Origin of the sequence: Clostridium pasteurianum BC1, assembly GCF_000389635.1 — a bacterium.
In the GTDB taxonomy this organism is placed as follows: domain Bacteria; phylum Bacillota; class Clostridia; order Clostridiales; family Clostridiaceae; genus Clostridium_I; species Clostridium_I pasteurianum_A.
Genome location: NC_021182.1, coordinates 735,205 through 758,851 on the forward strand (window position 1 = coordinate 735,205; position 23,647 = coordinate 758,851).

Annotated in this window: 25 protein-coding genes, 4 pseudogenes and 2 other annotated features; of the genes and pseudogenes, 21 read left to right on the forward strand and 8 right to left on the reverse strand. The window is 30.3% G+C overall.

The features are described from left to right. Positions 1-105: 105 nt before the first annotated feature. Positions 106-288, forward strand: a pseudogene (locus tag CLOPA_RS25830) (calcium/proton exchanger); the annotation flags it as partial. 343 nt (positions 289-631) lie between these two features. Here the strand turns inward: CLOPA_RS25830 and CLOPA_RS03455 are convergent. The 3 genes from CLOPA_RS03455 to CLOPA_RS03465 form a co-directional block, all read right to left on the reverse strand. Beyond that, positions 632-1,852 (reverse strand): IS256 family transposase, encoded by a 1,221-nt coding sequence (locus CLOPA_RS03455; RefSeq protein ID WP_015614087.1) that lies wholly within the window; start codon positions 1,850-1,852, stop codon positions 632-634. A gap of 110 nt (positions 1,853-1,962) precedes the next feature. Then, positions 1,963-2,517 (reverse strand): DUF2812 domain-containing protein, encoded by a 555-nt coding sequence (locus tag CLOPA_RS03460; RefSeq protein ID WP_015614088.1) that lies wholly within the window; start codon positions 2,515-2,517, stop codon positions 1,963-1,965. Next, positions 2,514-2,843 carry a PadR family transcriptional regulator gene (locus CLOPA_RS03465; RefSeq protein WP_015614089.1) on the reverse strand — a complete coding sequence of 110 codons (330 nt, stop codon included), beginning with the start codon at positions 2,841-2,843 and terminating at the stop codon, positions 2,514-2,516. The genes CLOPA_RS03460 and CLOPA_RS03465 overlap by 4 nt, the downstream gene beginning before the upstream one ends. Positions 2,844-3,016: 173 nt before the next feature. On the opposite strand from CLOPA_RS03465, the gene CLOPA_RS03470 reads away from it, so the two are divergent. The 3 genes and pseudogenes from CLOPA_RS03470 to CLOPA_RS03480 form a co-directional block, all read left to right on the forward strand. Further along, entirely contained in the window at positions 3,017-3,397 is a 381-nt protein-coding gene (locus CLOPA_RS03470) for a GntR family transcriptional regulator (protein ID WP_015614090.1), read from the forward strand. Between the two features lie 17 nt (positions 3,398-3,414). Next, a complete protein-coding gene (locus CLOPA_RS03475) occupies positions 3,415-4,542 on the forward strand; it encodes a DUF1648 domain-containing protein (RefSeq protein ID WP_015614091.1) in 1,128 nt (375 codons plus the stop codon). A gap of 161 nt (positions 4,543-4,703) precedes the next feature. Further along, positions 4,704-4,979, forward strand: a pseudogene (locus CLOPA_RS03480) (calcium/proton exchanger); the annotation flags it as partial. A gap of 313 nt (positions 4,980-5,292) precedes the next feature. Here the strand turns inward: CLOPA_RS03480 and dmpI are convergent. Together dmpI and CLOPA_RS03490 are read right to left on the reverse strand one after the other, a co-directional pair. Continuing rightward, complete coding sequence (gene dmpI, locus CLOPA_RS03485) at positions 5,293-5,475, reverse strand: 4-oxalocrotonate tautomerase DmpI (RefSeq protein ID WP_015614093.1); 183 nt, start codon at positions 5,473-5,475, stop codon at positions 5,293-5,295. A gap of 92 nt (positions 5,476-5,567) precedes the next feature. Next, entirely contained in the window at positions 5,568-6,125 is a 558-nt protein-coding gene (locus CLOPA_RS03490; protein WP_015614094.1) for a flavin reductase family protein, read from the reverse strand. 139 nt (positions 6,126-6,264) lie between these two features. On the opposite strand from CLOPA_RS03490, the gene CLOPA_RS03495 reads away from it, so the two are divergent. Further along, on the forward strand, positions 6,265-6,591 hold the full coding sequence (locus CLOPA_RS03495) for a winged helix-turn-helix transcriptional regulator (protein ID WP_015614095.1): 327 nt from the start codon (positions 6,265-6,267) through the stop codon (positions 6,589-6,591). A 364-nt stretch (positions 6,592-6,955) separates the two neighbouring features. On the opposite strand, the gene CLOPA_RS03500 is transcribed toward CLOPA_RS03495, so the two are convergent. Further along, positions 6,956-7,180 (reverse strand): hypothetical protein, encoded by a 225-nt coding sequence (locus CLOPA_RS03500; RefSeq protein WP_015614096.1) that lies wholly within the window; start codon positions 7,178-7,180, stop codon positions 6,956-6,958. Positions 7,181-7,266: 86 nt separating this feature from the next. Here CLOPA_RS03500 and CLOPA_RS03505 point away from each other — a divergent pair, with 86 nt between their 5' ends. The 3 genes and pseudogenes from CLOPA_RS03505 to CLOPA_RS03515 all read left to right on the forward strand — a co-directional run bounded on the left by CLOPA_RS03505 (position 7,267) and on the right by CLOPA_RS03515 (position 9,308). Then, positions 7,267-7,704: a MarR family winged helix-turn-helix transcriptional regulator gene (locus CLOPA_RS03505; RefSeq protein WP_015614097.1), complete on the forward strand. Its 438-nt coding sequence runs from the start codon at positions 7,267-7,269 to the stop codon at positions 7,702-7,704. Positions 7,705-7,721: 17 nt separating this feature from the next. Next, a pseudogene (locus CLOPA_RS03510) lies at positions 7,722-8,192 on the forward strand (MATE family efflux transporter); the annotation flags it as partial. Positions 8,193-8,333: 141 nt separating this feature from the next. Further along, positions 8,334-9,308, forward strand: a complete 975-nt coding sequence (locus CLOPA_RS03515; protein WP_015614098.1) for a magnesium transporter CorA family protein — start codon at positions 8,334-8,336, stop codon at positions 9,306-9,308. 97 nt (positions 9,309-9,405) lie between these two features. On the opposite strand, the gene CLOPA_RS24765 is transcribed toward CLOPA_RS03515, so the two are convergent. Further along, on the reverse strand, positions 9,406-9,627 hold the full coding sequence (locus tag CLOPA_RS24765; protein WP_347460068.1) for a L,D-transpeptidase family protein: 222 nt from the start codon (positions 9,625-9,627) through the stop codon (positions 9,406-9,408). Positions 9,628-9,839: 212 nt separating this feature from the next. Between CLOPA_RS24765 and CLOPA_RS03520 the strand changes: the two genes are divergently transcribed. The 8 genes and pseudogenes from CLOPA_RS03520 to CLOPA_RS03550 form a co-directional block, all read left to right on the forward strand. After that, positions 9,840-10,046: a hypothetical protein gene (locus tag CLOPA_RS03520; protein ID WP_242834258.1), complete on the forward strand. Its 207-nt coding sequence runs from the start codon at positions 9,840-9,842 to the stop codon at positions 10,044-10,046. Between the two features lie 295 nt (positions 10,047-10,341). Next, a complete protein-coding gene (locus CLOPA_RS03525; RefSeq protein ID WP_015614099.1) occupies positions 10,342-10,821 on the forward strand; it encodes a recombinase family protein in 480 nt (159 codons plus the stop codon). A 295-nt stretch (positions 10,822-11,116) separates the two neighbouring features. After that, complete coding sequence (locus CLOPA_RS03530; RefSeq protein ID WP_015614100.1) at positions 11,117-12,559, forward strand: catalase; 1,443 nt, start codon at positions 11,117-11,119, stop codon at positions 12,557-12,559. A gap of 1,342 nt (positions 12,560-13,901) precedes the next feature. After that, a complete protein-coding gene (locus tag CLOPA_RS03535; RefSeq protein WP_015614101.1) occupies positions 13,902-14,765 on the forward strand; it encodes a polysaccharide deacetylase family protein in 864 nt (287 codons plus the stop codon). An 83-nt stretch (positions 14,766-14,848) separates the two neighbouring features. Further along, positions 14,849-14,992, forward strand: coding sequence for a hypothetical protein (locus tag CLOPA_RS24770; RefSeq protein WP_207637896.1), 144 nt, complete (start codon positions 14,849-14,851; stop codon positions 14,990-14,992). Positions 14,993-15,390: 398 nt separating this feature from the next. Then, entirely contained in the window at positions 15,391-16,188 is a 798-nt protein-coding gene (locus tag CLOPA_RS03540) for a PhzF family phenazine biosynthesis protein (RefSeq protein WP_015614102.1), read from the forward strand. Between the two features lie 213 nt (positions 16,189-16,401). Continuing rightward, complete coding sequence (locus CLOPA_RS03545; protein ID WP_242834259.1) at positions 16,402-16,824, forward strand: YciI family protein; 423 nt, start codon at positions 16,402-16,404, stop codon at positions 16,822-16,824. Positions 16,825-17,104: 280 nt separating this feature from the next. After that, positions 17,105-17,527 (forward strand): annotated as a pseudogene (locus CLOPA_RS03550) (amino acid permease); the annotation flags it as partial. Between the two features lie 147 nt (positions 17,528-17,674). Here the strand turns inward: CLOPA_RS03550 and CLOPA_RS03555 are convergent. Next, positions 17,675-18,028: a hypothetical protein gene (locus tag CLOPA_RS03555; protein ID WP_015614105.1), complete on the reverse strand. Its 354-nt coding sequence runs from the start codon at positions 18,026-18,028 to the stop codon at positions 17,675-17,677. Positions 18,029-18,437: 409 nt separating this feature from the next. Next, positions 18,438-18,821: a binding site (T-box leader), on the forward strand. A 149-nt stretch (positions 18,822-18,970) separates the two neighbouring features. On the opposite strand from CLOPA_RS03555, the gene CLOPA_RS03560 reads away from it, so the two are divergent. From CLOPA_RS03560 to CLOPA_RS24775, 5 genes are all read left to right on the forward strand, one after another. Further along, the gene (locus CLOPA_RS03560; protein ID WP_015614106.1) at positions 18,971-20,161 is read left to right on the forward strand and encodes a PLP-dependent aminotransferase family protein; all 1,191 of its coding nucleotides are present in this window, start codon (positions 18,971-18,973) and stop codon (positions 20,159-20,161) included. Positions 20,162-20,272: 111 nt separating this feature from the next. Beyond that, positions 20,273-20,537, forward strand: a binding site (T-box leader). A gap of 233 nt (positions 20,538-20,770) precedes the next feature. After that, the gene (tyrS, locus tag CLOPA_RS03565; protein ID WP_015614107.1) at positions 20,771-21,997 is read left to right on the forward strand and encodes a tyrosine--tRNA ligase; all 1,227 of its coding nucleotides are present in this window, start codon (positions 20,771-20,773) and stop codon (positions 21,995-21,997) included. 486 nt (positions 21,998-22,483) lie between these two features. Beyond that, positions 22,484-22,918, forward strand: a complete 435-nt coding sequence (hepT, locus tag CLOPA_RS03570) for a type VII toxin-antitoxin system HepT family RNase toxin (protein WP_015614108.1) — start codon at positions 22,484-22,486, stop codon at positions 22,916-22,918. Between the two features lie 35 nt (positions 22,919-22,953). Further along, positions 22,954-23,361 carry a type VII toxin-antitoxin system MntA family adenylyltransferase antitoxin gene (gene mntA, locus CLOPA_RS03575; protein ID WP_015614109.1) on the forward strand — a complete coding sequence of 136 codons (408 nt, stop codon included), beginning with the start codon at positions 22,954-22,956 and terminating at the stop codon, positions 23,359-23,361. A 40-nt stretch (positions 23,362-23,401) separates the two neighbouring features. Further along, positions 23,402-23,545 (forward strand): hypothetical protein, encoded by a 144-nt coding sequence (locus CLOPA_RS24775; RefSeq protein ID WP_207637897.1) that lies wholly within the window; start codon positions 23,402-23,404, stop codon positions 23,543-23,545. Positions 23,546-23,647 lie beyond the last annotated feature (102 nt).

Consider the following 23,647-nt stretch of genomic DNA (forward strand, 5'->3'; position numbering starts at 1 on the left):
AGGCAGGTATAATGATTACTATCAATCTCATTGCTTTCTACAGTACAATAAGTGGGAAAGCATTTTTCCCATAATATAATGCAATTTAAACCTTGTTACAACAGTGATGTAGTAAAAGTTTCCATAGCCGGTTCAGTACTTGGCAATACTTTGTTAGTACTAGGTGCCAGTATGTTTGCAGGTGGATTAAAATATAAATCTTAAAAATTCAATAAAAAAGCTATCGGCATATCTACAAGTATGTTATTGCTTGCAGTTATAGGTCTGTGTATTCCAGCAATATTTATAGTAAGTAAAGTTTCTAGTGATGGAGAATGCAATTGGTTAGAAGGAGTACAATTAATGACTGTATATTTTATAATCGCAATAGCATTCTTTATAATTTAATTTTATATGCAGCTGTAGTTTTAGTAAGCCTATATCAAAAATAAAGTCTAGTAGGCTTGTTCTATTAGACTTAGTTAATGAGTCTGTCAATAATTTTGTGTAAACTGCCATAAGAAATTTTAAATTAGATGTTTTTATGAGAAACTAGGTTTGGTATTAGAAATATAAAAACCTAGTTTTTTATATTTATTATATATTTTTACAGTAAAGCATTATAGCTATGACTAGAAGATTATAGGTAAATTTAAAAAATTACAGTTTCAAGCCTATCACTAAAATATATAGATAATTGAGCTAGTATTTGAGCCCATCCACGTATAGATTGGGTCCACTTTTTGCTTATATCCATTGTTGCTAGATAAAGCATTTTAAGTAAAGCATCATCTGAAGGAAATACGCTTTTACTCTTGGTTACTTTTCTTAATTGTCTATTATAGCTTTCCATTGCATTGGTAGTATATATTATTTTTCGTATCTCTGGCGGGTATTTGAAGAATGTAGAAAGTTCTTCCCAATTAGCTTTCCATGAGCGGATAGCAATAAGATATTTATCTCCCCATTTTTCTTCAAATTTAGCTAGCTCCGCTAAGGCTGCATCTTCTGTTGCAGATGTATATACTAGTTTTAAATCTGCATTGAATGCTTTTAAATCTTTATAAGATACATATTTAGAAGAGTTTCTAATTTGATGTATTATGCATCTCTGAATCTCAGTACGAGGATAAATCGCTTTAATAGCTTCTTTAAATCCATTAAGACCATCAACACAAGCTATAAGTATATCATTAACCCCTCTATTTTTAAGTTCATTTAATACTAAGAGCCAGTATTTTGATGTTTCATTAGCTCCAATCCAAATTCCCAAAACTTCTTTAATACCATCTAAGTTTACTCCAATAACTGCGTAAGCAGCCTTGTTTATGACTCTATTATCCTGTTTAACTTTATAATGTATGGCATCCATAAAGATTATAGGATAAACGGCTTCTAATGGTCTATTTTGCCATTCTTTAGCTATAGGAGTAATTTTATCTGTTATACCAGATATTAGTGTAGGCGAAGCCTCAAAACCATATATGTTTTCTAAGTGAGTAGCAATATCTCTGGTAGTCATTCCTTTTGCATACATACCAATAACTTGATCTTCAATTCCAGATATATCTGTTTGATTTTTCTTAACAACCTCCGGTTCAAAACTACTGTTTCTATCTCTTGGTACATCAAGTTGAAATTCTCCAAGATCTGAAATTACCTTTTTAGAGCTTCGTCCATTTCTACTATTAGATGTATTTTTATTTTTGTAGTCATATTTAGAATATCCCAGATGGTCATCAAGCTCCGCTTCTAACATTTCTTTAAGCGTATCGGCGAATAGATTTTTCAATGTTTCTTGAACATCTTTTGCACTTGTAGGCTTTGTTTCCTTAATAAGCTGTTTAATAAGTTCCTTTCTTGAAAAAGACATAATCTGTGCACCCTCCATTTAATAAGAATAATTATATCATCTTTATGGAGTTTACACAGATTATTTTACACTCTCTAGTTAATTTATCTTATAATTATCTATATAGAAATTTATTCTCTAATATTTTTTTCTTTCACCAAGTCTTTAATCTTTTTTCGTATAGGATTATCAATATACAAGAAAAGAATTCCTATCATAACCGGTACAATTCCCGTAACGATACCTAATCTTCCAATTGGATATCCATTCATAATATTTACTGAACCCATTATAATAATGGATAAGCCAATTATGCCTTCTACTAATGCAAGAATAGACCATAATAAGTTAATTCTTTTATAATGTGTAATTCTTGATTCTATATCAGAATATAAATCAAATTGGCCTTCACTTGCTTTTTTTCTAAAGTATACCCATCTCATATATGAAGCTACATGTTCAACACCCATCTCTTGCATAAATTTTATATAAGCCATGCTGTTTGGATGAGTTGGGAGATCTTTTAACAATTCTATTCTATATATATACTCACCTGGTTCACAATCTTCAAATGCATATTTACACCAAGAGTAATTGGATAAAGCCATGCCTTTTGAAGCCATACTATTTAGCCATTTTTCTTCTTTTTCATAATCATAATATAATTTTCTAATTACGTGTTTCATTTCTTCCTACCTCCACAAATTATATTTCCATTATTTAATAATTCTTGAAGACGTTCTATTTCGATTTCAACAATTTTTTTCCCTAACTCTGTTATAACATATTCTTTTTTTCGAGAATTACTTTCATTTTTACTAGCTTGAATCCACTTTTTCTCAAGTAATGTGTTAATTGCTCCATAAAGTGTTCCAGGGGCAAGATTAACTCTTTCATTGCTTAATTTATTTACATTTTGCATTATTCCATAACCATGTAATGGTTCAAATAGTGATAACAGAATATAATAAACTGCTTCAGTTAATGCACCACGTTCAATACTTTCAGGCATTATTCATTCCTCCTTATAATCGGTTTACGTTATATCGGCTTCCGTTATATAAATTATAACGGAAGCCGATATACTTGTCAATATAAAAAGAATCATATTTTACTATATTGTTATTGCAAATCTATTCTATTTGTTATATATTATATATAACAAATAGAATAAGAGGTGAGTTAATGCTAATAGAAATTGATTTTGAAGCCGAGATACCAATATACGAACAGCTTAAAAGACAAATAATAGAGGGGATAGCATTAGGACACTTGAAAGCTGGAGAAAATCTTCCTTCTGTCAGGCAGATGGCAGAAGATATAGGAATAAACCTTCATACAGTAAATAAAGCTTATAATGAATTAAAACTAGAAGGCTATTTGAATATTGATAGAAGAAAAGGGGCCATGGTAAGTTCTATGTTTCCCAAAAGTACAGAGGATTTTGATGAGAAACTTAGAGAAGATCTAAAATATTTAATAGCAAAGGCATATTTAAGAAAGATTGATGAAAAGAAATTTTTAGAATTTTGCAGTTCTATATTTAAAAAGTATAATAAAAATTAATTGGGCAGGTGAAAATTATGGAAGAAAATTTATTTATGTCTCTATATTTGTTATTTATATTTTTAATAATTCTCTTTATAGGAATAATTATGCCTAGGCTTATCAGAAAAGAGATTGTATTTGGGGTAAGAGTTCCACAGGATAAAATAAATTTAAAAGAGATAAAAGATATAAAGAAAAAATATATAATAAATAACTTGATAATAGGAGTTCCGGTTATAATTTTATTTACTTTATTAAACTATAAGTTTTCTAGTACGGGAATGATATTATTTACTACTTTTGGATTTATGTTTATACACTATTTGATATACATCATGTCAAATAAAGCTGTAAAAAACCTAAAGCAACAGCAAAATTGGTTTGAGGGTAAGAAGCAATCTGTAACTATTGATACTAATTTTTCAAGAGAGAAAATAAATACTATTATATCACCCTGGTTTTTTATAATTCCTGTAATTATGATTGTTATAAATATAATTTTGGAATATAAATATTATAATTCACTTCCTAATAAAGTTCCTATACATTGGGATTTTTCAGGGAACATAACAGGTTATAGTAATAAGTCCATATTCTTAATTTGGGATATGCCTCTAGTGCAGATTTTTATTACCTTTATATTTTTTATAGTGTATAAGGGAATAGGTTGGTCAAAGCAGCAAATAAGTTCTTTTAATCCAAAATCTTCTGTAGAAAAGAATAAGATTTTCAGAAGAGTATGGTCTATATATATGACATTTTTTTGTATTCTAATTAATTGTATGCTTACTATGGGAACACTACAGAGATACAATGTATTCCATATAAGTTCTAAATTATATACTACTGTGAGTATTGCTTTTTTAGTTTTAGTATTTTGTAGTATTATAATTATCTCAATTAAATTGGGACAGGGAGGAGCTAATGTAAAGCTTCCAGGAAAAGAAGAAAAAAATGAGTTCTCATCAAGAGATAATGACGATGATTCTTACTGGAAATTTGGTATAATATATTATAATCGTAATGATCCATCAATTTTTGTAGAGAAAAGATTCGGCATAGGTTGGACTATTAACGCAGGTAGTCCTGTAGGAATGGCAATATATATAGGAATAATAGTACTTATTATAATTTCACTGATTGCTCCTAAGCTTTTTAAGTAAATGGAATTTGTAAAAAGGAATTAATTTTATATATTATTAATTGGAATTAATAATTTTACAGGGGGGTACTTATAAAATCTATACCTAGAAGAAATTAATGAATTTATGAAGAACTCATTAGATGATATTTTATTAGAACTTAGTTGAAAGGATTGTTAAAAGTGAAATGGTTAAAATTTTTATTTGTTTTTATTCCAATTAGTATTGTTTTAGAAGTGATAGGATTTCATAATCCACTGGTATTATTTATAGTATCCTGTTTATCCATAATACCCCTAGCAGGACTTATGGGGGAGGCAACTGAAGAAATTGCTGCTTATGCAGGTTCGAGAGTGGGTGGCTTTTTAAATGCTACCTTTGGTAATGCGACTGAGTTGATTATATCTATATTGGCTATTAGAGCTGGTTTGTATGATGTAGTAAAAGCTTCAATAGCTGAACTGATGTCAAAATCTATTGGATTAAGTGAATTTTTTGTGGAAATTATTTTAATTCCTATTGTAGGAATAAAAAAAGGCAGTACTGCCTTTTTTGTTGATGGTCGACTAAGTCAGAGGGATTACTCCCTCTTTCTCGCCTAAGAACCGTACTTGTCCCTTACAAGAATATTGTGTCTTATCCTTATTTCTTTTGCAGAAATATAAGCCTTATTTGCCTCATCTACAAGTGGCAATATTGTTTCTATATTTTAGCATAACGGCATACTATTAAATTACTCCTGATTTTTTCTAAAACTCATATTTCTATATTTTATTTTTTGGATAATAGTTGTCCGCCTACACCAATATTGTCTTTTTCATTTTCTTTCAGTAAAACTACAAATGCTTGTTCTGGTGCATTCATAATTTTAGCAGCTGATGCTGTTAATTGTTTTACTAATTGACTCTTTTGTTCTTTACTTAATTTTGCTCCTTCTAATGTTATTACTGGCATAATTTCCTCTCCTTTATATATATTGAAAATAATCAATCTTCTCAGATGTAGCTAAACAAGCTATTTTCTAACAAGTATAACAATATCCTTACTTATAAATTCTTATACTCTCTTCCAACATTCCAGCATTGTGCAATCACATCACCTGTTCTTAAATATGTTCTTGTTAGCTTTTCAAATAATACTGGTCTTAGCTTTTGATAATCAACTTTTCCACTTTTATCTATAGCATGTTCTTCTACATGAGTATGAACAACTTTTAAAATAAAATTATCATAATCTTTTGTATCATAAATATCTACTAGTTCACACTCCATTGCAAGTGGTGATTTATCGATTATTGGAACATTTAATTCTCCCATGTGGTATTCAAACACTTGAGATTTATCAACTGTTTTACCTGATACAAGTCCTACATAATCTGCTTCTACCACCATATCTTCACTTACCAAATTAACAGATACTGTTTTATTTTCTTTTATCCCTAGATTTGTGTAACGTCCTTTTCTTATGCTAAGCATTATGGAATCTAATCCTATGATTCCTATATGCGCAACATTACACCAATTAACTTTATTTCCCACGACTGTTCCTACCATAGTTGAAGGTGTTGGATAAAGACCTACCACTGCTCCAATATTTTTCTTCATTATTTTATTCCTCCTAGTGTAATCATGATTACTCTTGATTAATGAATTAATTCATGTTATTATTATAACAGTAATTTTCATTTAATCAAGAATGCACTTTTTTGTAACATACTACCCAAAAAGAAAGTGAGTGTAAATAATGAACAATTTAAAAACATTTAACTGTCCGATTGAAGCTCCCATAAGCTTAATTGGCGGGAAATACAAAGCAATCATTTTGTTTCATTTGGTAAACAAAACTTTGCGCTTTAATGAATTACAGAAGCTTATTCCTCAGGCTACTCCCAAAATGCTTACTCAGCAATTACGCGAACTAGAAGGTGATGGACTAATTGTCAGAACTGTTTATCCAGTAGTTCCCCCTAAAACCGAGTATTGCCTCTCAGGATTTGGAGAAAGTATAATCCCTATACTAAATTTAATGTGTGATTGGGGTACTAATTATTTAAATAAATCTGATACTTAGAATGACTTGTTCTAGCATAATTTAATTAAATTAATCCAACAAGCCTTTTTAAATTACTTAATGGTTAAATCAAAGCCTATTCATTTAACTTAGATTATTTGAAGATAAGAAATAACGATAATAATATGATTAATTAGTATGTCTTTAAAGACATACTAATTTTTAAAAGAAAGAAATGGAGTATAGGCAACTATTGGCCAATCAGGGTCAATGGCTCAACACATCTATCGCTAACGTAAAATAATTCCACTATAACCTTTATGATACTTGTATCTGGTTATTATTGGCTTAACGTTAGTTTTGTTGGAAATGTTGGTGATACCCCTTAAACTAAAATAGATGTACAGTTAAATGCACATCTATTTTATAAATTATTATCTATAAAGTTTTTCATTTCTTGGACATTAGTAAATTTTAAAGAATGTTCAATAGAATTAGCTGTTCCTGGGCTTAATATATCATTATCTTTGTGATAATCAAACTTACAAGTACTATAAATTCCATCTTTACCTATACCACCGTAAATAAAGCTACCTTTTCTAAGCGGTTTCATATTAAAATATGCAAGTAATCTTTTTATTTGTCCCATGTTAAAAAACCATTGACAGTTAGAATTCTAAGTATTATACTGTAGATAGTTAGAATTCTAATTGACCTATTGAAGGAGGAACTATAATGAATAATTCAGGATATTTCTTGAAAAGTCCTTATTCTGATTTGATAAGAAGTATTTCTATAAAAATAAAATTAAAGGCTGATGAAAAGATAAAGGAATTGGGATTAAATTCCCAGCAAGGTCGTATGATTGCTTATATCTATGAACACCAAGATTATGGTATCATTCAAAAGGATTTGGCAGAGGTTTTTCAACGCAGAGGAGCAAGTATTACCAGTATGCTCCAAGGATTAGAGAAAAAAGGATATATTGAACGAAGAACTCCTAAAGACAATGAAAGACAGAAAAATATTTATGTGCTACCAAAAGGTGAGAATTTAATACAAGAATTTAATGAGGCCTTTGATGAAGTTGAAAAAAGTATTACTGAAAGCTTGACAGAAAGTGAAAAAAATACTTTGATGACTCTACTAATCAAGGTGAATCAAAATCTATAATTTTTTGAAATAAGGATATTCCTTTAATTGCATATAATTTTTCAAATAAAAACTTCAGAAGACTAAAAAATGGGATTACACAATCATCTTTATGGATTGCTGTATTGTCCGTTGTATTTCTCACTGTAGTCTATATTTTAAGAGAAAATGTAATTCATTTGTTCTCAAATGATCCTTCTGTAATGAATATTGGAATATATATTATGGTTGCCATGCTGATTTCAGCCTTATTTAACGGATTCACTACACTGTTTACAGGCATTTTCCAGGCTTCAGGTCAGGGAATTCCAACTACCATTATGTCAATTACACAAGGTATACTTTATATTCCGGTAATAATCATATTACATGCTATCTTTGGGTTACATGGTGTTATCTGGGCCATGACTGTCACTGAAATAATTACCTGTGCTGTGGGATCGGTTCTTTATATTATATTTAATTACAAGATGAAAAAATTAAGTATTGCAGGAGCAACTCAATGTTAATATTTATTAACATTTGAAAAAGAATAACTAAATCGTTCCATGATAAGAAATTTTATAGTATAATTAGTTAGAATTCTATGCATTTCCAGTGAACTTAGTAAGATAATAATATTAATATTCTGCCAGTTGAAAGGAGCATATATGGTTAAAAAATATGAAAATAAAAATACTAACAATTCGAATAGCATTACTTCAATAGTTAGAGAAATGAAATATAAGGATCTATTGTGGATTGATATAGAAAAGCCTACTGTTTCTGATATAAATATGCTGGAAAAGAAATTTAATTTTCACGAATTACTGCTGGAAGACTGCATGACAGAACATCAGAGGTCAAAGATTGATGATTATGAAGAGTATTTTTTTATTGTTCTGCATATGCCTAGATATAAAAAAGACCTGCAAATCATTGAAGCAGCTGAGATTGACATGTTCATAGGACCGAATTACCTGATTACGCTGCATGAAGGGGAATTAAAACCTCTAACAGCATTAGCCAGTCTTTGCTACACTCAGGAAAAAGCTAAAATGGAATATATGAGTGAAGGCTCTGCACTGCTGCTTTATGAAATAACCAAGCGGTTGTTCGATTATTGTATGCCTATGCTTGATAAAATAGGAATATTACTCAATAAAATCAATATTGACATCTTTAAAGATACTTCAAAGTCCATGCTTCAGAATATATCAATGACTAAAATGCAAATCATTAATTTTAGAAGAGTAGTTAAACCTGTAAGGCCAGTAATACTTGTGCTGGAAAAAGTAATTATAAAATATCTTCCTGAAAATATGGAGATTTACTTTGATGATATCACAGATAAAGCAGAAAAGATATGGGATATGCTGGAGAACCAAAAAGAAGTCATTGAATCCATTGATTCAACCTTTACTTCACTGACAAATTATAAAAGCAACAATTTAATGGCTGTTTTTACAATTATTCAAGTTGTTATTCTACCAATGACATTGGTGGGGGGCTTGTTTTCAATGAATGTTGAAGGGATTCCAATGCATGGTTATCCAAATGCCTTCTGGATTGTTTTTGGAATGATTATGCTTCCAACAATTATTATTGCTTTGTCTATGCTGATAAATAAGAAAAAGTTATTTTAGCTTATAGGTGCTGTTAAGAATGCTTAATACTTATCAGCCATTTTTTTATATTAAGCTTAATGGCTATAATGTAATCAGAATTTATTATGACATATGTCTATTTTATCCAAATTCCAGAACCTATGGGAGCATTATCATAAATGTATTTTGCATTTTCAAGAGCTAATCTGACGCAACCATGAGAAGCAGATTTTCCTAAAGTACCATCTAATAAAGTACCATTTTTATCAAATAAAACACTATAAAATAAATAATTGCCTTTAATTTGAGTATAGTATTTAAGTACAGCTTGTCCTGATTTGAATTGAGGTCCTTTAATTCCTACAAAAAATTGATAAAATTCGCCTCATATTACTCTTTCATCCTCCTCTTAACGATATTTTATAAATTTTATTAATGTATTATTTACATATGATTATAATATAATAGTCATATTTGAATTATCAAATATTTATGTGAAATCTATGTGATTTATATAGATTTACATGATAACAAAGAACCTAATACTATATTGCACAGTTTGATTAAAATGTGGTTTTAGCGGATATGTTTAAAAATGGACAAGCTAGTGAAAACGAGAAGTTAACTTATAAAGGTGGAGACTATGTAAATGATGCATGTATAGTATATACAGATAAACCATATGTAATATCAATATATACAAAAGGCATTTCTAATGATAATGAAGTAATTGCTCATATATCCAAAATGATATATAACTACCAAAATGAAAAGTAGTATTTAGTAAGATAATAACAGCGTTTGTTTCATTTAACAGTGTTAATATTGGTGATATGTTTATATTCATCCTATGTTCACACAAATAGGGGTACATGGACACAATTACCACCATAATATTTAGAATGAAATCTTGAAGCTTTAAAAAATGATGATAAAATATTAAGTATCTACAAAGATGAATGTGAAAAATTTTTATAATTTAACTAGTAAAACCTTGTACCTTTGTGAGTAGGATAAGTTTACATAAGTATAATAATTATGTTATTTAAAAACAAATATTAGGAGAATATAAATGAGTAAAATAATTGGATACGCAAGAGATATACATGAAAATGTAAATAATAAGAATATACAAAAACAAGTAGAATTTCTACAAGATGCAGGAGATTTAAAGTGTGAATTAGTTTATACTGATGAAAACAAAAGTGATGATATGGACCGTCCCATATTGCAGAAAATGCTAAATGAACTTACGGAGGGAGATATTGTTTGTATGGATGAATTGTACAGGCTCTCTTGTAATTATAAAGATTACATAAAAATCAGGAAAGCCATTGATAGTATAGGTGCTTCAGTGTGGTGTCCAGGTAACGATGATATAAAGCCTAAATCCTATGTGTATGACTTTGAAATTAAAGGATGTAGATATAAAAGGCTTGGAAATGGCGTTTACTGGGTGATAGAAGAAGAGACAAATAAGGTATTTAAAGTAAGCGATACAGAATATTTTTATAGAAAAATAATGCATACTTTTAAGAATCAGATAGGATAAAAAATTATAGACCCATAAAGTAAAAGATGGAATAAGAGTATGTCATAAAAAATATTAATGATAAAAACTAATGAAAAAAGGTCATATAATGGATATTGATTCCAGTATGTGGCTTATTTTCATCAATAAACTGACACCATTTTAATTTTCATGAATATAGTAAATGTATTAATAATAATATAGTAAATGTGTTAATTTATTTTATCCTTCGATTCAAATAATTCGTAAAAATCAAGCTAAAGAGAATTCACTGAAAAGCGTCAGATATACGAATAAATTATAGGAGGGGAAGATATTGGAACATAACAATGAGCCATCTCACTGGGAAGTAAAAAAACCTGTGAGTAATAATAATCCGGAAAATATAGGAATATCTAATAACATACCCAAGCCGCAGGGACACATCCACTCACAAGGCGATTCCATGGCTACTCTGCATTCACAGACTGTGGGAAAAAGAGGGCCTGTGTTGGAACAGGACAACATTTTACACGAGACATTAGAGACCTTTGTAAATACCAAGATTATAGAGCGCCCAGTACATGTAAAAGGCTTTGGCGCATTCGGATACTTTCAGACAATGTATTCCATGAAAGAATACACAAAACTTAGCTTTTTACAGAATCCTGGAACTAAGATTCCAACCACCATAAGATTTTCTTTTGCTGTAAGCACTAAGGGTACCCCGGATACTTCACGTAATGTGCGTGGCTTTTCTACCAAGTTTTATACGGATGAGGGCGTTTTTGATTTGCTTTGCAACCACATCCCGGTATTCTTAGTGCGGGATGCTATCCGCTTTCCAGAATCTATCATGGCCCTTTTGCCTTCGCCTGTAAACAACCTAATTGATCCGGAGCGGTTTTGGAGTTTTATAACCCGTGCTCCTGAGGCAACGCATTTCCTTACCTGGTTATATTCAGATGTAGGTACAGTAAAAAGCTTCCGACATATCAGGGGCTACGGTGTGAACACCTATGTTTGGAAAAATGCCCAAGGTATACGCCACTATGTGAAATATCACTGGATTCCCCTTGCTGGTGAGCAGTACATTGACCGTCAGGAAGCTAGCCAGCTGGCCGCAGCTAATCCTGATATTGCAGGCCAGGATTTGTACGATACCATTGCAGCAGGGAATACGGTACAATATGAGCTACGGGTACAGCTAATGTATCCTGATGACGAAGGTATGCTGCCTTTTGACCCGTTAGATGACACCAAAGTGTGGGATGAACAGCAGTATCCATTGATACCTGTAGGTCGTCTGATACTCAACCGCAATCCGGATAACTACATGGAGCAGGTAGAGAAAGTTGCATTTTCGCCATCCAATCTTCTAGAGGGCGCCGAACTGTCGGATGACAAGATACTGCAGGGCCGTGCAAATATATATTGGGATTCACAGCGCAGGCGATTGGGACCAGATTTTCGTAAAATATCTGTTAATTACCAGAAAAATTGGTCGCCAGATTCTCTTGTAACCAGCGGTAACGGCACATATGCAGCAGGGCATCTGGTGCGATCCGATATACCAAAACTGGATAATTTTACACAAGCCGGTCAGCGATATCTTTCTCTCTCTCAAGTTCAGCAGAACCATCTTGTAGATAATCTGGCTGTCGATCTTGCCGCTGTATCTGGAGAAACGCAAAGCATCGTGCTGAAATATCTGTACAATGCTTCGCCGGAACTTGGAAAACAAGTGGCTCAGCAAATAACAGTGTATACAAAGCCATAACTTACTAAAAATAATACACCTCAGAGATGCTAAATATAGAAATTATGCAAAAAATAGCATTTCAGAGGTGTAATAAATATTTTAATATAAAATTAATCATCTAATTTATAGCTGTTTGTAATAATGGATTATATAGAATAATATGGTATACTTTCTATGTGAGTCATAACTATTTACCTCTATAGCTTCTACTTATAGAGGATATTTTCAAGGTAGAGGTTAAACTACGATAACCAAATCAACTCTTTAACTTAATGTTTTGAATTCTCTAGTCCTCCATAGGTTGAAATGTATATCACCTGCTGCTGATTTATGGATATCAGCAACTGACAATTATAATAGCTTCAGGAAAATGGGTTTAGAAAATAGAATAATTCCAATACATGCAGATGAATATTTTGATGTAGTGTATTTTTTATAATAAATCTTGTAGAATACGTTTACAAATAAAAGAAAAAGTACTATAATTAAATAAAAGAATTTATACCCCAAAAATAAAAATATATACGAAAAACATTAGTAGAAATACTAGTGTTTTTTCATGTTAAAGTTTATTAACTCATACTTAGAGCAATATACATATTATTGAAAAGAAGCTGTAACAAAGCCTAGGTATTATATAAACATAAGAATTACTCCTTTAGACTTAGTATAATATAAGGAAAGGCACCGATAGAAATATTGGTGCTTTTGTCATGCATAAAATATTATGCTAAATTTTAATGAAATTTTAATGTTGGAGTATTATTTTAAAAATGTACATTAATAACACTATTTATCATGAAAATCTTCTTACTTTAGCACTAGTAGAAATACTGGTGCTTTTGTAAATTGAAATCTATTAATATATGCTATAACGAAATAAATTTGTGATAATTAACTGTAGCTCAGAAAGTAATCCTAGCAATGTCAATGAAGAGATTTAAAAATCTTAATAAGGCAGTTATTATACTGCTGGCTTTTACTATGTCTTCTCTTGTTTTGTAAATAAAATCTGGAAATGCTGTTTAATTAAAGATATAATTACTTATAGTGCGAGTTTATGCAGAATAGTAATTTATCCGATGACTAGTCGCTGTAATATTCCATCGCACTTTGTGAAAGCGACCAAATACAAAATAAATTTTGTTTTGTCTGCTTTTCTTCAAAAGGTGGAGATAACAGCGACACATCCCTGGATAATTCATCTAAGCTTAGTGGAAATACAAACTACCACTAAGTAAGATTCATTGATCACGTCTTATTCTTTGAATTAATAAAGTGAAAAATAATTTATATAAGTGAATAAAAGCTATATGATATTTTATATATCAGAAAACATTAATTTATGGAGGTAAATTTTATGATAAAGAAATTTAAACTACTTTCCACATTAATCTTAGTAATACTTTCCATAACATTATTTGGTTGTTCATCTACTCCAAATAATAATAACAATAATGATTCTAAAAAACCTGTGCAAAACACTACAAAAGTTTCAGAGCAGAAGCTGCCTGAAGAAAGCTTTAAGGCACCATTTAAGGCTGCGAACCAGGGAGTACCTGTATTAATGTATCATTCTATTTCATTTGAAAAAAATAATCCATTAAAAGTTCCACCTGAACAATTAGAAGAGGAATTTAAATATCTTAAAGATAATGGATATACTACAATAAGTTTAGATGATTTATATAATTATTTTGAAGATAATGCTCAAATACCTGAAAAATCAATAGTATTAACTTTTGATGATGGATATGAGGATAATTACACTGCACTGTTTCCTCTGTTAAAAAAATATGGATTAAGAGCAACAGTGTTTGTTATTACAGGGTATGTAGATAAAATGCCCGCTTATTTAACATCATCGCAGCTTAAAGAAATGAATTCTTATGGTGTAGACATAGAAAGTCATACTGTAAATCATGATCATTTAAAAACTCTAACAAAAGACAAGCAATTAGCTACATTAACTGAGTCTAAAGCTTTTCTTGAAAAGTTATTGAATAAAAAAATAAATTATATAGCATACCCTTATGGAGAATATGATAACAATACATTGGAGTGTGCTAAGCAAGCAGGATATAAAATGGCATTATCTACTGATGGCAGATGGTCTATGAAGAAAAATGGAATTTTTTCTTTAGACAGAGTTTACATAAGTTCTCAATTTAACATGGATATCTTTAAAGACAGAATAAGCAACCCAAATTATAAATTTCAATAGCATCATATGATTTGAAAATCCAGTTTATCGATCCATGCTCAATTTAGCAATGGGTAGTTGTTCAGTTTCCTAAAAAGGTATATATGACGATTAGTCAAAGTATAGAAAATGGAAATGCCATGTTAGAATTCAAAGGACAGCTTATATATTTACTTATCTGGATTGTTGTACTTTGGCTCTTAGGAAGCCTTATTATTAAAAGTAAGATGAAGAAAGGTATCTATTAAGTCATATTCAGTAAGCATAATGTAGGAAGAAACTAAAATAGAACAAGAAAGCTTATGGGTTTCTTGTTCTATTTAATTTGAAAAATAATCATTAAAATCAGCGACTATGAGTTCAATATTACAATCTAATAGTCTTATGATAAAAATAGATTATATAAAAGAGAGATAGTTGGCAATTATAAAAAGCTGTGTTTCTACTATGTAACTATAATCGATATATTTATATAGTATTGTAATTGTTAGTTGATAATTTATTATGGGTATAATATTATTTAGATATGCGGTGGTTTGGAGTATTGACAACTTATGATCTATAGAAAAGTATTCCCGGCATTATTGTGAGAAATATAGATGTGCCGTCAACATTTCGATTTCGTTAATATGGAGGAATGCTAATTATGATTGATATTTACCAAGTAGATTCTTTTACTACTGAACGATTCAAGGGTAATCCAGCATGTGTATGTGTTTTAGATAAATTCCCTGATTCTAAAAATATGCTTAATATGGCTAGAGAGATGAATTTGTCTGAGACTGCTTTTGTGGTTAGAGATAAGGATGAGTTTACCCTTAGGTGGTTCACTCCTACATTTGAGATAGATTTATGTGGGCATGCTACTTTAGCAACTGCTCATATCTTATGGACAGAAGGCTTTTGGGACAAAAATAAACCTATTATATTTAATACACGAAGTGGAAAGCTTATTATTAATCTAATAAATGATTTTATAGAAATGGATTTTCCATCTTTAGAGTATTCAGAGGTAATTGAAGTACCAAATTCACTAATTGAAGGTCTAGGGGGAATAATACCTACTTTTATGGGTAAATCAAGAGAAAATTATTTAATTGAAGTTGCAACTGAAGAGGAAGTGAGAGATATACAGATTGATATTTCTAAATTATTAGAATGTAACATGCATGGAGTTATAGTTACAGCTAAAGGTTCAGAGGAATATGATTTTGTATCAAGATTTTTTGCACCAGAAGTTGGAGTCCCTGAAGACCCAGTAACAGGTTCGGCACATTGTGTTTTAGCTCCATTTTGGAATGATAGATTAGGGAATACTAAATTTAGAGCTTACCAATGTTCTCAGCGTGGTGGATATGTGAATTTAGAATTATTAGAAGATAGGATATTATTGAGAGGAAATGCAGTCACAATTTTTAAGGGTAAGTTATTGGAACAACTGTAAAATAAGGAATGATGTATTGTATCAGTAATTACATGGGCTTCAATTTTGGATATGATTGCGGCCGACGACATCGGAGCGTTCGCACGTACTGCTTATGAATTCTATATAAAATTGCAACATTTCAAAATTAATATTTTTAGATAGTTTCATTAGGGTATACCTCATTGCGATAGCTACTGTATTATTTTAATTGGTATATTGATATATAAGTTTATGAAAATAGTATGTGATGGTATAAAATATTACAAAGTGATACTTCGTCTTGGTAAAATAAGACGTATAAAAGATAACATCCTAAAATACATCAGAAGGAATATTATGGAAAAAAATAAATTAGAAAGAAATCACTTCGTGTTAAAGAGCATTGGGCCAAGGCCAACTTTTCAACAGGATATGACGGAAGAAGAGCGGAATATTATGAAACAACACATTGTTTACTGGACAGATAAGGCAGATAAGGGAATTGCCATTGTTTTCGGGCCGGTATTTGACCCAAAAGGCGGGTATGGACTGGCAATTGTGGAGGTAGCGAATGAAGAACAAGTACATTCTCTCATTGCAGATGACCCTGCAATTAAATCAGGACTTTTGAAGACGGAATTCTATCCAATGCGTGCAGTTTTGCCAAAGCAATGATTAATGATATATTGCTAGGACGTATAATTCTATTATTATTCACAAACTAGAGTAAAAACACTCTAGTTTTATTTCATTAGGGAATTTTTAATCCGAAAATAGTATAATAATGAAAATTAATTTACAGCTTTTTATCTCTTAGTCATGTTATAATACATAAAGTTTAAATAACAAAATTAACATAATTGTAATAATGTAATTGATTTCTCTATATTTTATTTTAGTAATTATATCTTATAATGGATATCATATGCAAAAATAATACATAGGAGGAAATATAATGTTAAAAGGATTTTTTGATATATTAACAGGAAAACCATTATCCAATGAACAACGTTCTGGTGAAAAATATAATGTACCTTTTGGACTAGCAGTAATGGCCAGTGATGCAGTATCATCCGTGGCCTATGTAGCAGAAGAAATTTTAGGGGTATTAATAGGTGTAATAGGCTTAGCATCTTATCAATGGCTTGGAAAAATTTCATTAATGATTATAGGGCTGCTTTTTATGCTTACAATTTCTTATATTCAAATTATAAGAGCATATCCTCAGGGTGGTGGAGCATATGTTGTGGCAAAGGAAAATCTAGGCGTTCAGGATGGATTAATTGCAGCAGCAGCGCTGCTTATTGACTATATACTGACAGTTGCAGTTAGTGCCAGTGCTGGAATGGAAGCAATTGTATCAGCATTTCCCGGTCTTGAGAAACTCAGAGCTATTAGTTAATATACATGATAACGGAATTTGTAATAATGAACTGTGACTCAGAAAGTAATCCTAGCAATATAAATATTTCCAGGAGTTACTTTCTGAATGCAGGTTAATAAATAATAGTGTAATATTTTACATCTATTTTCTTAAAGCATTAATTATTTTGTATGCCTGCTGCTGGGTAATAACCTTATCATTCACTAGTTTATTCAGTTCATTATCTTGCTTTTGTATGCTTTCTTTAGTTATAGTATTTATGTTTCCCATAAGATAAGTTAATAGTTTATTGGCTTGATATTTGGTTATTGTAGAATCATTTATTAATGGTTGGATTTTAGCTTCATAATCTTTCTCAATTGCTTCCTTAATAGGGTTTTTTCTAATTAAATTTTGTACTGAATTTTGATAACCTGAAATATTTTTATTACATCCACCAAACAAAAACATGGATACAATAAGAACTAGAAATATAACTGTTGTCTTATTAAGCAATTTAAAGTTTTTTATTTTATCTCACACCCTTCTCAAATAATTCTATATGTACTAATATTAACTTTTGTTTATGTGATTGATTTCAAAAATAAATTAATATTTTGTAAATTAAAATTTGTAGGATTATGTGATGATATAAATGAGACGGATGCTAAAATGCCATTATTTGTATATGTATCAAATACAATATTATAATATTCACTGAATTAGTTAGTAGCAAAGTTATTGCACAGGATTAGGCCGATAAGGTAATGAAGGCATAATATCTAATAGACAAAATCAAAGTAATAATAAATATACATTTATTGAAAATCCATCTTTAGAAGTAGGGGATATGAAAAAAATCATTTGCGGTTTGTATTGACAGTATCATGTAATGCTGATATTATGTGTATAATAAATAACGTAACTAAAGGCATTGATGTGGAAGAGTAATTATATTGTTGAAATAAAGAGAGGGAATGTTGGTGGAAATTTCCCATGATTGATGTAATGAAGGTAGCCGCGGAGCTTTGGACTGAAAGCTTTGTCCGATGACTATCCGCTCTATAATACTCCCATCTTTTTTCGAAGTGGGAGTAAAGAGCGGATACGTCCCTGGATAACGATTTCTAAGCATCAGATGGAATAAAAACTCCACCTGATGCTAAGAACTCTGTTTATGTGAGTAGGCTTTAACGGATTCCCACTGTTAAAAGGGAAATAGTATCGGCATATATGCCTGCACTATATTGAGAGTGTACATTTGTACAAAATTAGGTGGTACCACGGAATTTTACCCTTCGCCCTATATAATATTATAGGACGAAGGGTTTTTTATTTTTCCTAAGGGATATGAAAATAAATAGTAAGTCAAAGATGTCAGGTTTATTTTAAATCCTACAAGAAGACGGCAAAAAATTAGATTATATATAAAAATTTTAAGAAAGTGGTGAAGTATTAATGAGTATAGTATTTGCTGAAAGAATGAATAATGTTAAAAAATCCTTTATAAGGGAGATTCTTAAAGTAACAGAAAATCCAGAAGTAATATCCTTTGCAGGTGGTCTTCCTAATCCTTTATCTTTCCCGATTAAAGAAATACAAGAAGCTTCGCAAAAGGTTTTGAGTGAAAATGGTAACGATGTACTTCAGTATAGTACAACTGAAGGTTATCTTCCCTTAAGACAATATATTGCAGAAAGATATTTTAAGAGATTTGGATTAAAGATTGATGCTGATGAGATATTAATAACAAATGGATCCCAGCAAGGCTTAGATTTAATAGGAAAAGTATTGCTGAATAAAAATGACAATATTCTTATTGAACGTCCAGGTTATTTAGGAGCAATACAGGCATTTTCAATTTTTGAACCAGTTTTTAATTCTGTACCTCTGAATGAGGATGGTGTTGATACTAATCTGCTGGAAAGTTCTTTGGATATGCATAGACCTAAGTTATTTTATACAGTTCCCAATTTCCAAAATCCTTCTGGCATTACATATTCGGCAGAAAATAGAAAAACCACAGCAAATATTTTGAAAAAATATAATACAATTATTGTTGAAGATGATCCTTATGGTGAACTAAGATTTATGGGGCAGGACTTACCTCCTATAAGGAGTTATTTGGAAGATAATTCAATTATGTTGGGGTCATTTTCTAAAATAGTAGCCCCGGGAATGAGGCTTGGATGGATATGTGCCAAAGGTGAAATAATGGAAAAATTGATAATTGCAAAGCAATCAGCTGATTTGCATAGTAATTATTATTCACAAAGAGTAGTATATCAGTTCTTAATAGATAACGATCTTGATGGGCATATAAAAAAAATTAAGCAATTGTATAAAGGACAAAGGGATTGTATGGTATCAATGATTGAAAGGTACTTTCCGAAAGAGGTAAAAAGTACAAAGCCTGAAGGTGGCATGTTCCTCTGGATAACACTGCCTGAAGGAGTTTCATCCTTAAACTTATTTGATCTTGCAGCTAAAGAAAATGTTGCTTTTGTACCTGGTGATCCATTTTATGCTAATGAAGAACACACCAATACATTAAGATTAAATTATACAAATTGTGATGAGAAAATGATTGAAGAAGGTATTAAGAGATTAGCAAAGGTAACAAGAGAAATTATAAAGGGTAAATGTTAAATTATGCTAATGACTTAAATGATTTTCACTATATATTAATCTAGGTAATAGAGAAAAAATATTACAGGATATTGACATTAAAGGATTTTACTGATAGTCTATTGCTTATATAATAAAACTGTGAAGAGAAGAAGTAGAAGTCATGGGTTTTCAACAGAAAGTTACCGGATGATGAGAGGGGCAGAAAACGGATTTTGAATACATCTCTGAGTTACAAATTGAAAGGATTGAATTACACAATCTCAGTAGACTTTTGTCGGCTGCCACCGTTATATGGATAAGGTATAAGCATTTTTTGCCGTACCTGACGAGGTTTGCACAGTAATGTGTAAACAAATTGAGGTGGTAACACGTGAGCAAAGCTCCCGTCCTCTGCATAAAGCAGATGACAGGAGCTTTTTTTATATTCTTGTTTATTACATGACTGGTCGCTGCAATACTTCACCGCACTCTGTGAAAGCGATTCACACAAAATCTAAGATTTTGGTTCTCTGCTTTTATAAAGGTGTAGATAACAGCCACATGTCCCTGGATAATTAATCTAAACTTAGTTGGAGTGCAAAGTCCCATTAATTAAGATTTATTGATTTTTAGAAGGAGTGAGAAATAATGATAAATGCAAAAGAACAATTTAAAATTATTATGAAAGGAGTAAGCCAGGTTATCAATAAAGAAGATTTGATGGAAAAATTGGAAAAAAGCATTACAACCAATACTCCGCTTGTAGTTAAGCTTGGACTTGATCCTACTGCACCGGATATACATCTTGGTCATTCGGTTGTATTGCGTAAAATTAAGCAAATGCAGGATTTAGGACATAGGGCAGTGATTATAATTGGTGATTTTACTGGTAAGATTGGTGATCCAACAGGTAAAAGCAAAGCACGTAAGCCATTAACTGATGAGCAGATACTTGAAAATGCAAGAACCTATGAACATCAAGTTTTCAAAATACTTGACAGAGATAAGACAGAGCTGAAGTTTAATAGTGAATGGCTGTCAAAACTTAATTTTCAAGATGTAATAAAGCTTGCAAGCAAGGTTACTGTTGCAAGAATGCTTGAAAGAGATGATTTCGAAAACAGATATAAAAATAATCAGTCTATTGGACTTCATGAATTTTTTTATCCATTAATGCAGGCTTATGATTCAGTAGAATTAGAGGCAGATATTGAAATGGGGGGTACTGACCAAACTTTTAATATTCTTATGGGGCGCACTCTTCAAAAGGATTATGGTAAGGATAGCCAGGTAGCTTTATTTATGCCTTTGCTTGAGGGTACCGATGGAATTGAGAAGATGAGTAAGAGTCTTAAAAATTATATAGGAATATGTGAAGATGCAGTTACAATTTTTCAAAAAACTATGACTGTTCCCGATAATCTTATCATTAAATATTTTGAACTTGCAACAGATATTCATCCAGATGAAGTTCATAAAATTAAGCTGGAACTTGAGAATCCTAAAATAAATCCGCGTGATGTTAAAATGCGTCTTGCAAGAGAGATAACCACTTTATATTGTGGAAAATCAGAAGCTGAAATAGCAGAAGAACATTTTAAGACTGTATTTCAAAAGAATTTAATTCCAGATGATATTGATGAATTTATTTTATCATTGGATTGCTGTGTTAAAGATGACCAAATAGATCTTACAAAGATTATGACTAAAAGTGGGATTGCCAAAAGTACTAGCGAAGCCAGAAGACTTATTATCCAAAATGCAGTGAAAATAGACGGGAAAAAGTTTAGTGATTTTTTAATGCCAAACCCACATATTAGCTTTGTTATTCAGGTTGGTAAAGCCAAATTTTTTAAAGTTAAGATAGAAAATTAATAAATTGTGAAATTTAAATGATAAACTTTATTTAAAAAATAAAGTATTAAGCTCTAAAAATAATTTATCTTGCTTATTGAAATGCAATAGGCAAGATAAATAAAAATTTTACTTACTTATTTATAGTTGCCGCCATAGATTTTGCTATGGAACCAGCTCCCCAAATAGCCATTTCATATAAGCATATCCACCTTTCATTGTATTATATTATAAAACCTTTGCATAATATAGAGGTCAAGTGTATCTTTATAAGTTAAAATAAAATTTGTATAAATATACTAAGTTAGTTTTAAATATTGGTATTTTATTGTGGTAACATATAAATAATAGTAAAATATAATTATTGGAAAATTTAAAATTAAAAATATAGTTTTAACACAAATTGATTACGAAATGAATTATTTATTTCATAGTACTTAAAAATTAAAATCATATAGTATATAATGTCTTTGCCAGATAGAATAATAGGTATGTAGGAGTGTGTCAATGATGAATAATATTGATTTACCTAAAATAAAACAAAAAATAGTGTTTATGCAAGGCAATTTAGATAAGTTGAAGAAATTACAAAATATTTCGAAAGATATATTTCTAAAAGATTTTAGAAATGTAGATAGTGCAAAGTATTTGTTACAGGTTACAATTGAAGCTATGCTGGATATAAGTAATCATATAATAGCTAGAAATAGATGGGGAAAACCAGAAACTAACAAAGAGAGTTTTGAAATACTTGCAGGTAAAAATATTATTGAAGAAAAATATGTAGATACTTATTTTTCTATGGCTAAATTTAGAAACAGAATTGTCCATATGTATTTTAATGTTAGTGATGAAATGATCTATGAAATAAATCAGAATAATTTAGAAGAATTTGAAGTTTTTGTTAATAATATAGTTAAAAATATAGATGTACAAGAATAATGATTTAGAAAAATTAAAGCTGGAGGTGAGTAATTTTGCTTAATATAGAAAATAAAATAGAAAGTCTAAAAAAATATTTCAGCCAGCAGCCTGACATTTTGGGGGTGTGGATAATAGGTTCTTATGGAACTGAATATCAAAGAGAAAATAGCGATATTGATTTTGCCATACTTTATAATAAAAATATAAATGATTTAGAAGAAATTAAGTTTGCCTGCGATATTACGGAAATACTTAAAATAGACAATATTGATACTATAAATTTAAGAAAAGCACCAATTACTCTTCAATTTAAGACTATAAAAGAAGGTCGAAATCTGTATGAAAAGGATTATATAAAAGTGTGTGATTATATAGAATATGTAATAAATAATTATGGAGATAAAAAATATTATTTAGATCAATTTGAAAGAGACTATTTTGGAAGTTTATCAGATAAATAGTCTTTGGATAAGTATCTAAATCCTGCCGCAAAAATCATATATGACCCTTAGCCAGGGGATAGAAAATGGAAGTGCCATGTTAGAATTCAAAGGACAGCTTATATATTTACTTGCTTGGATTGTTGCACTGTGGCTTTTAGGAAGTTTTATTATTAAAGGTAAGATGAAGAAAGGTATCTATTAACTTATATTCAGTAGGTATAATGCAGAAAAAACTAAAAAAGAATTTATTAAAATAATACAAGAAAATGAATTTTAAGTGAAATTGTTATTAAAAGCTAAATTT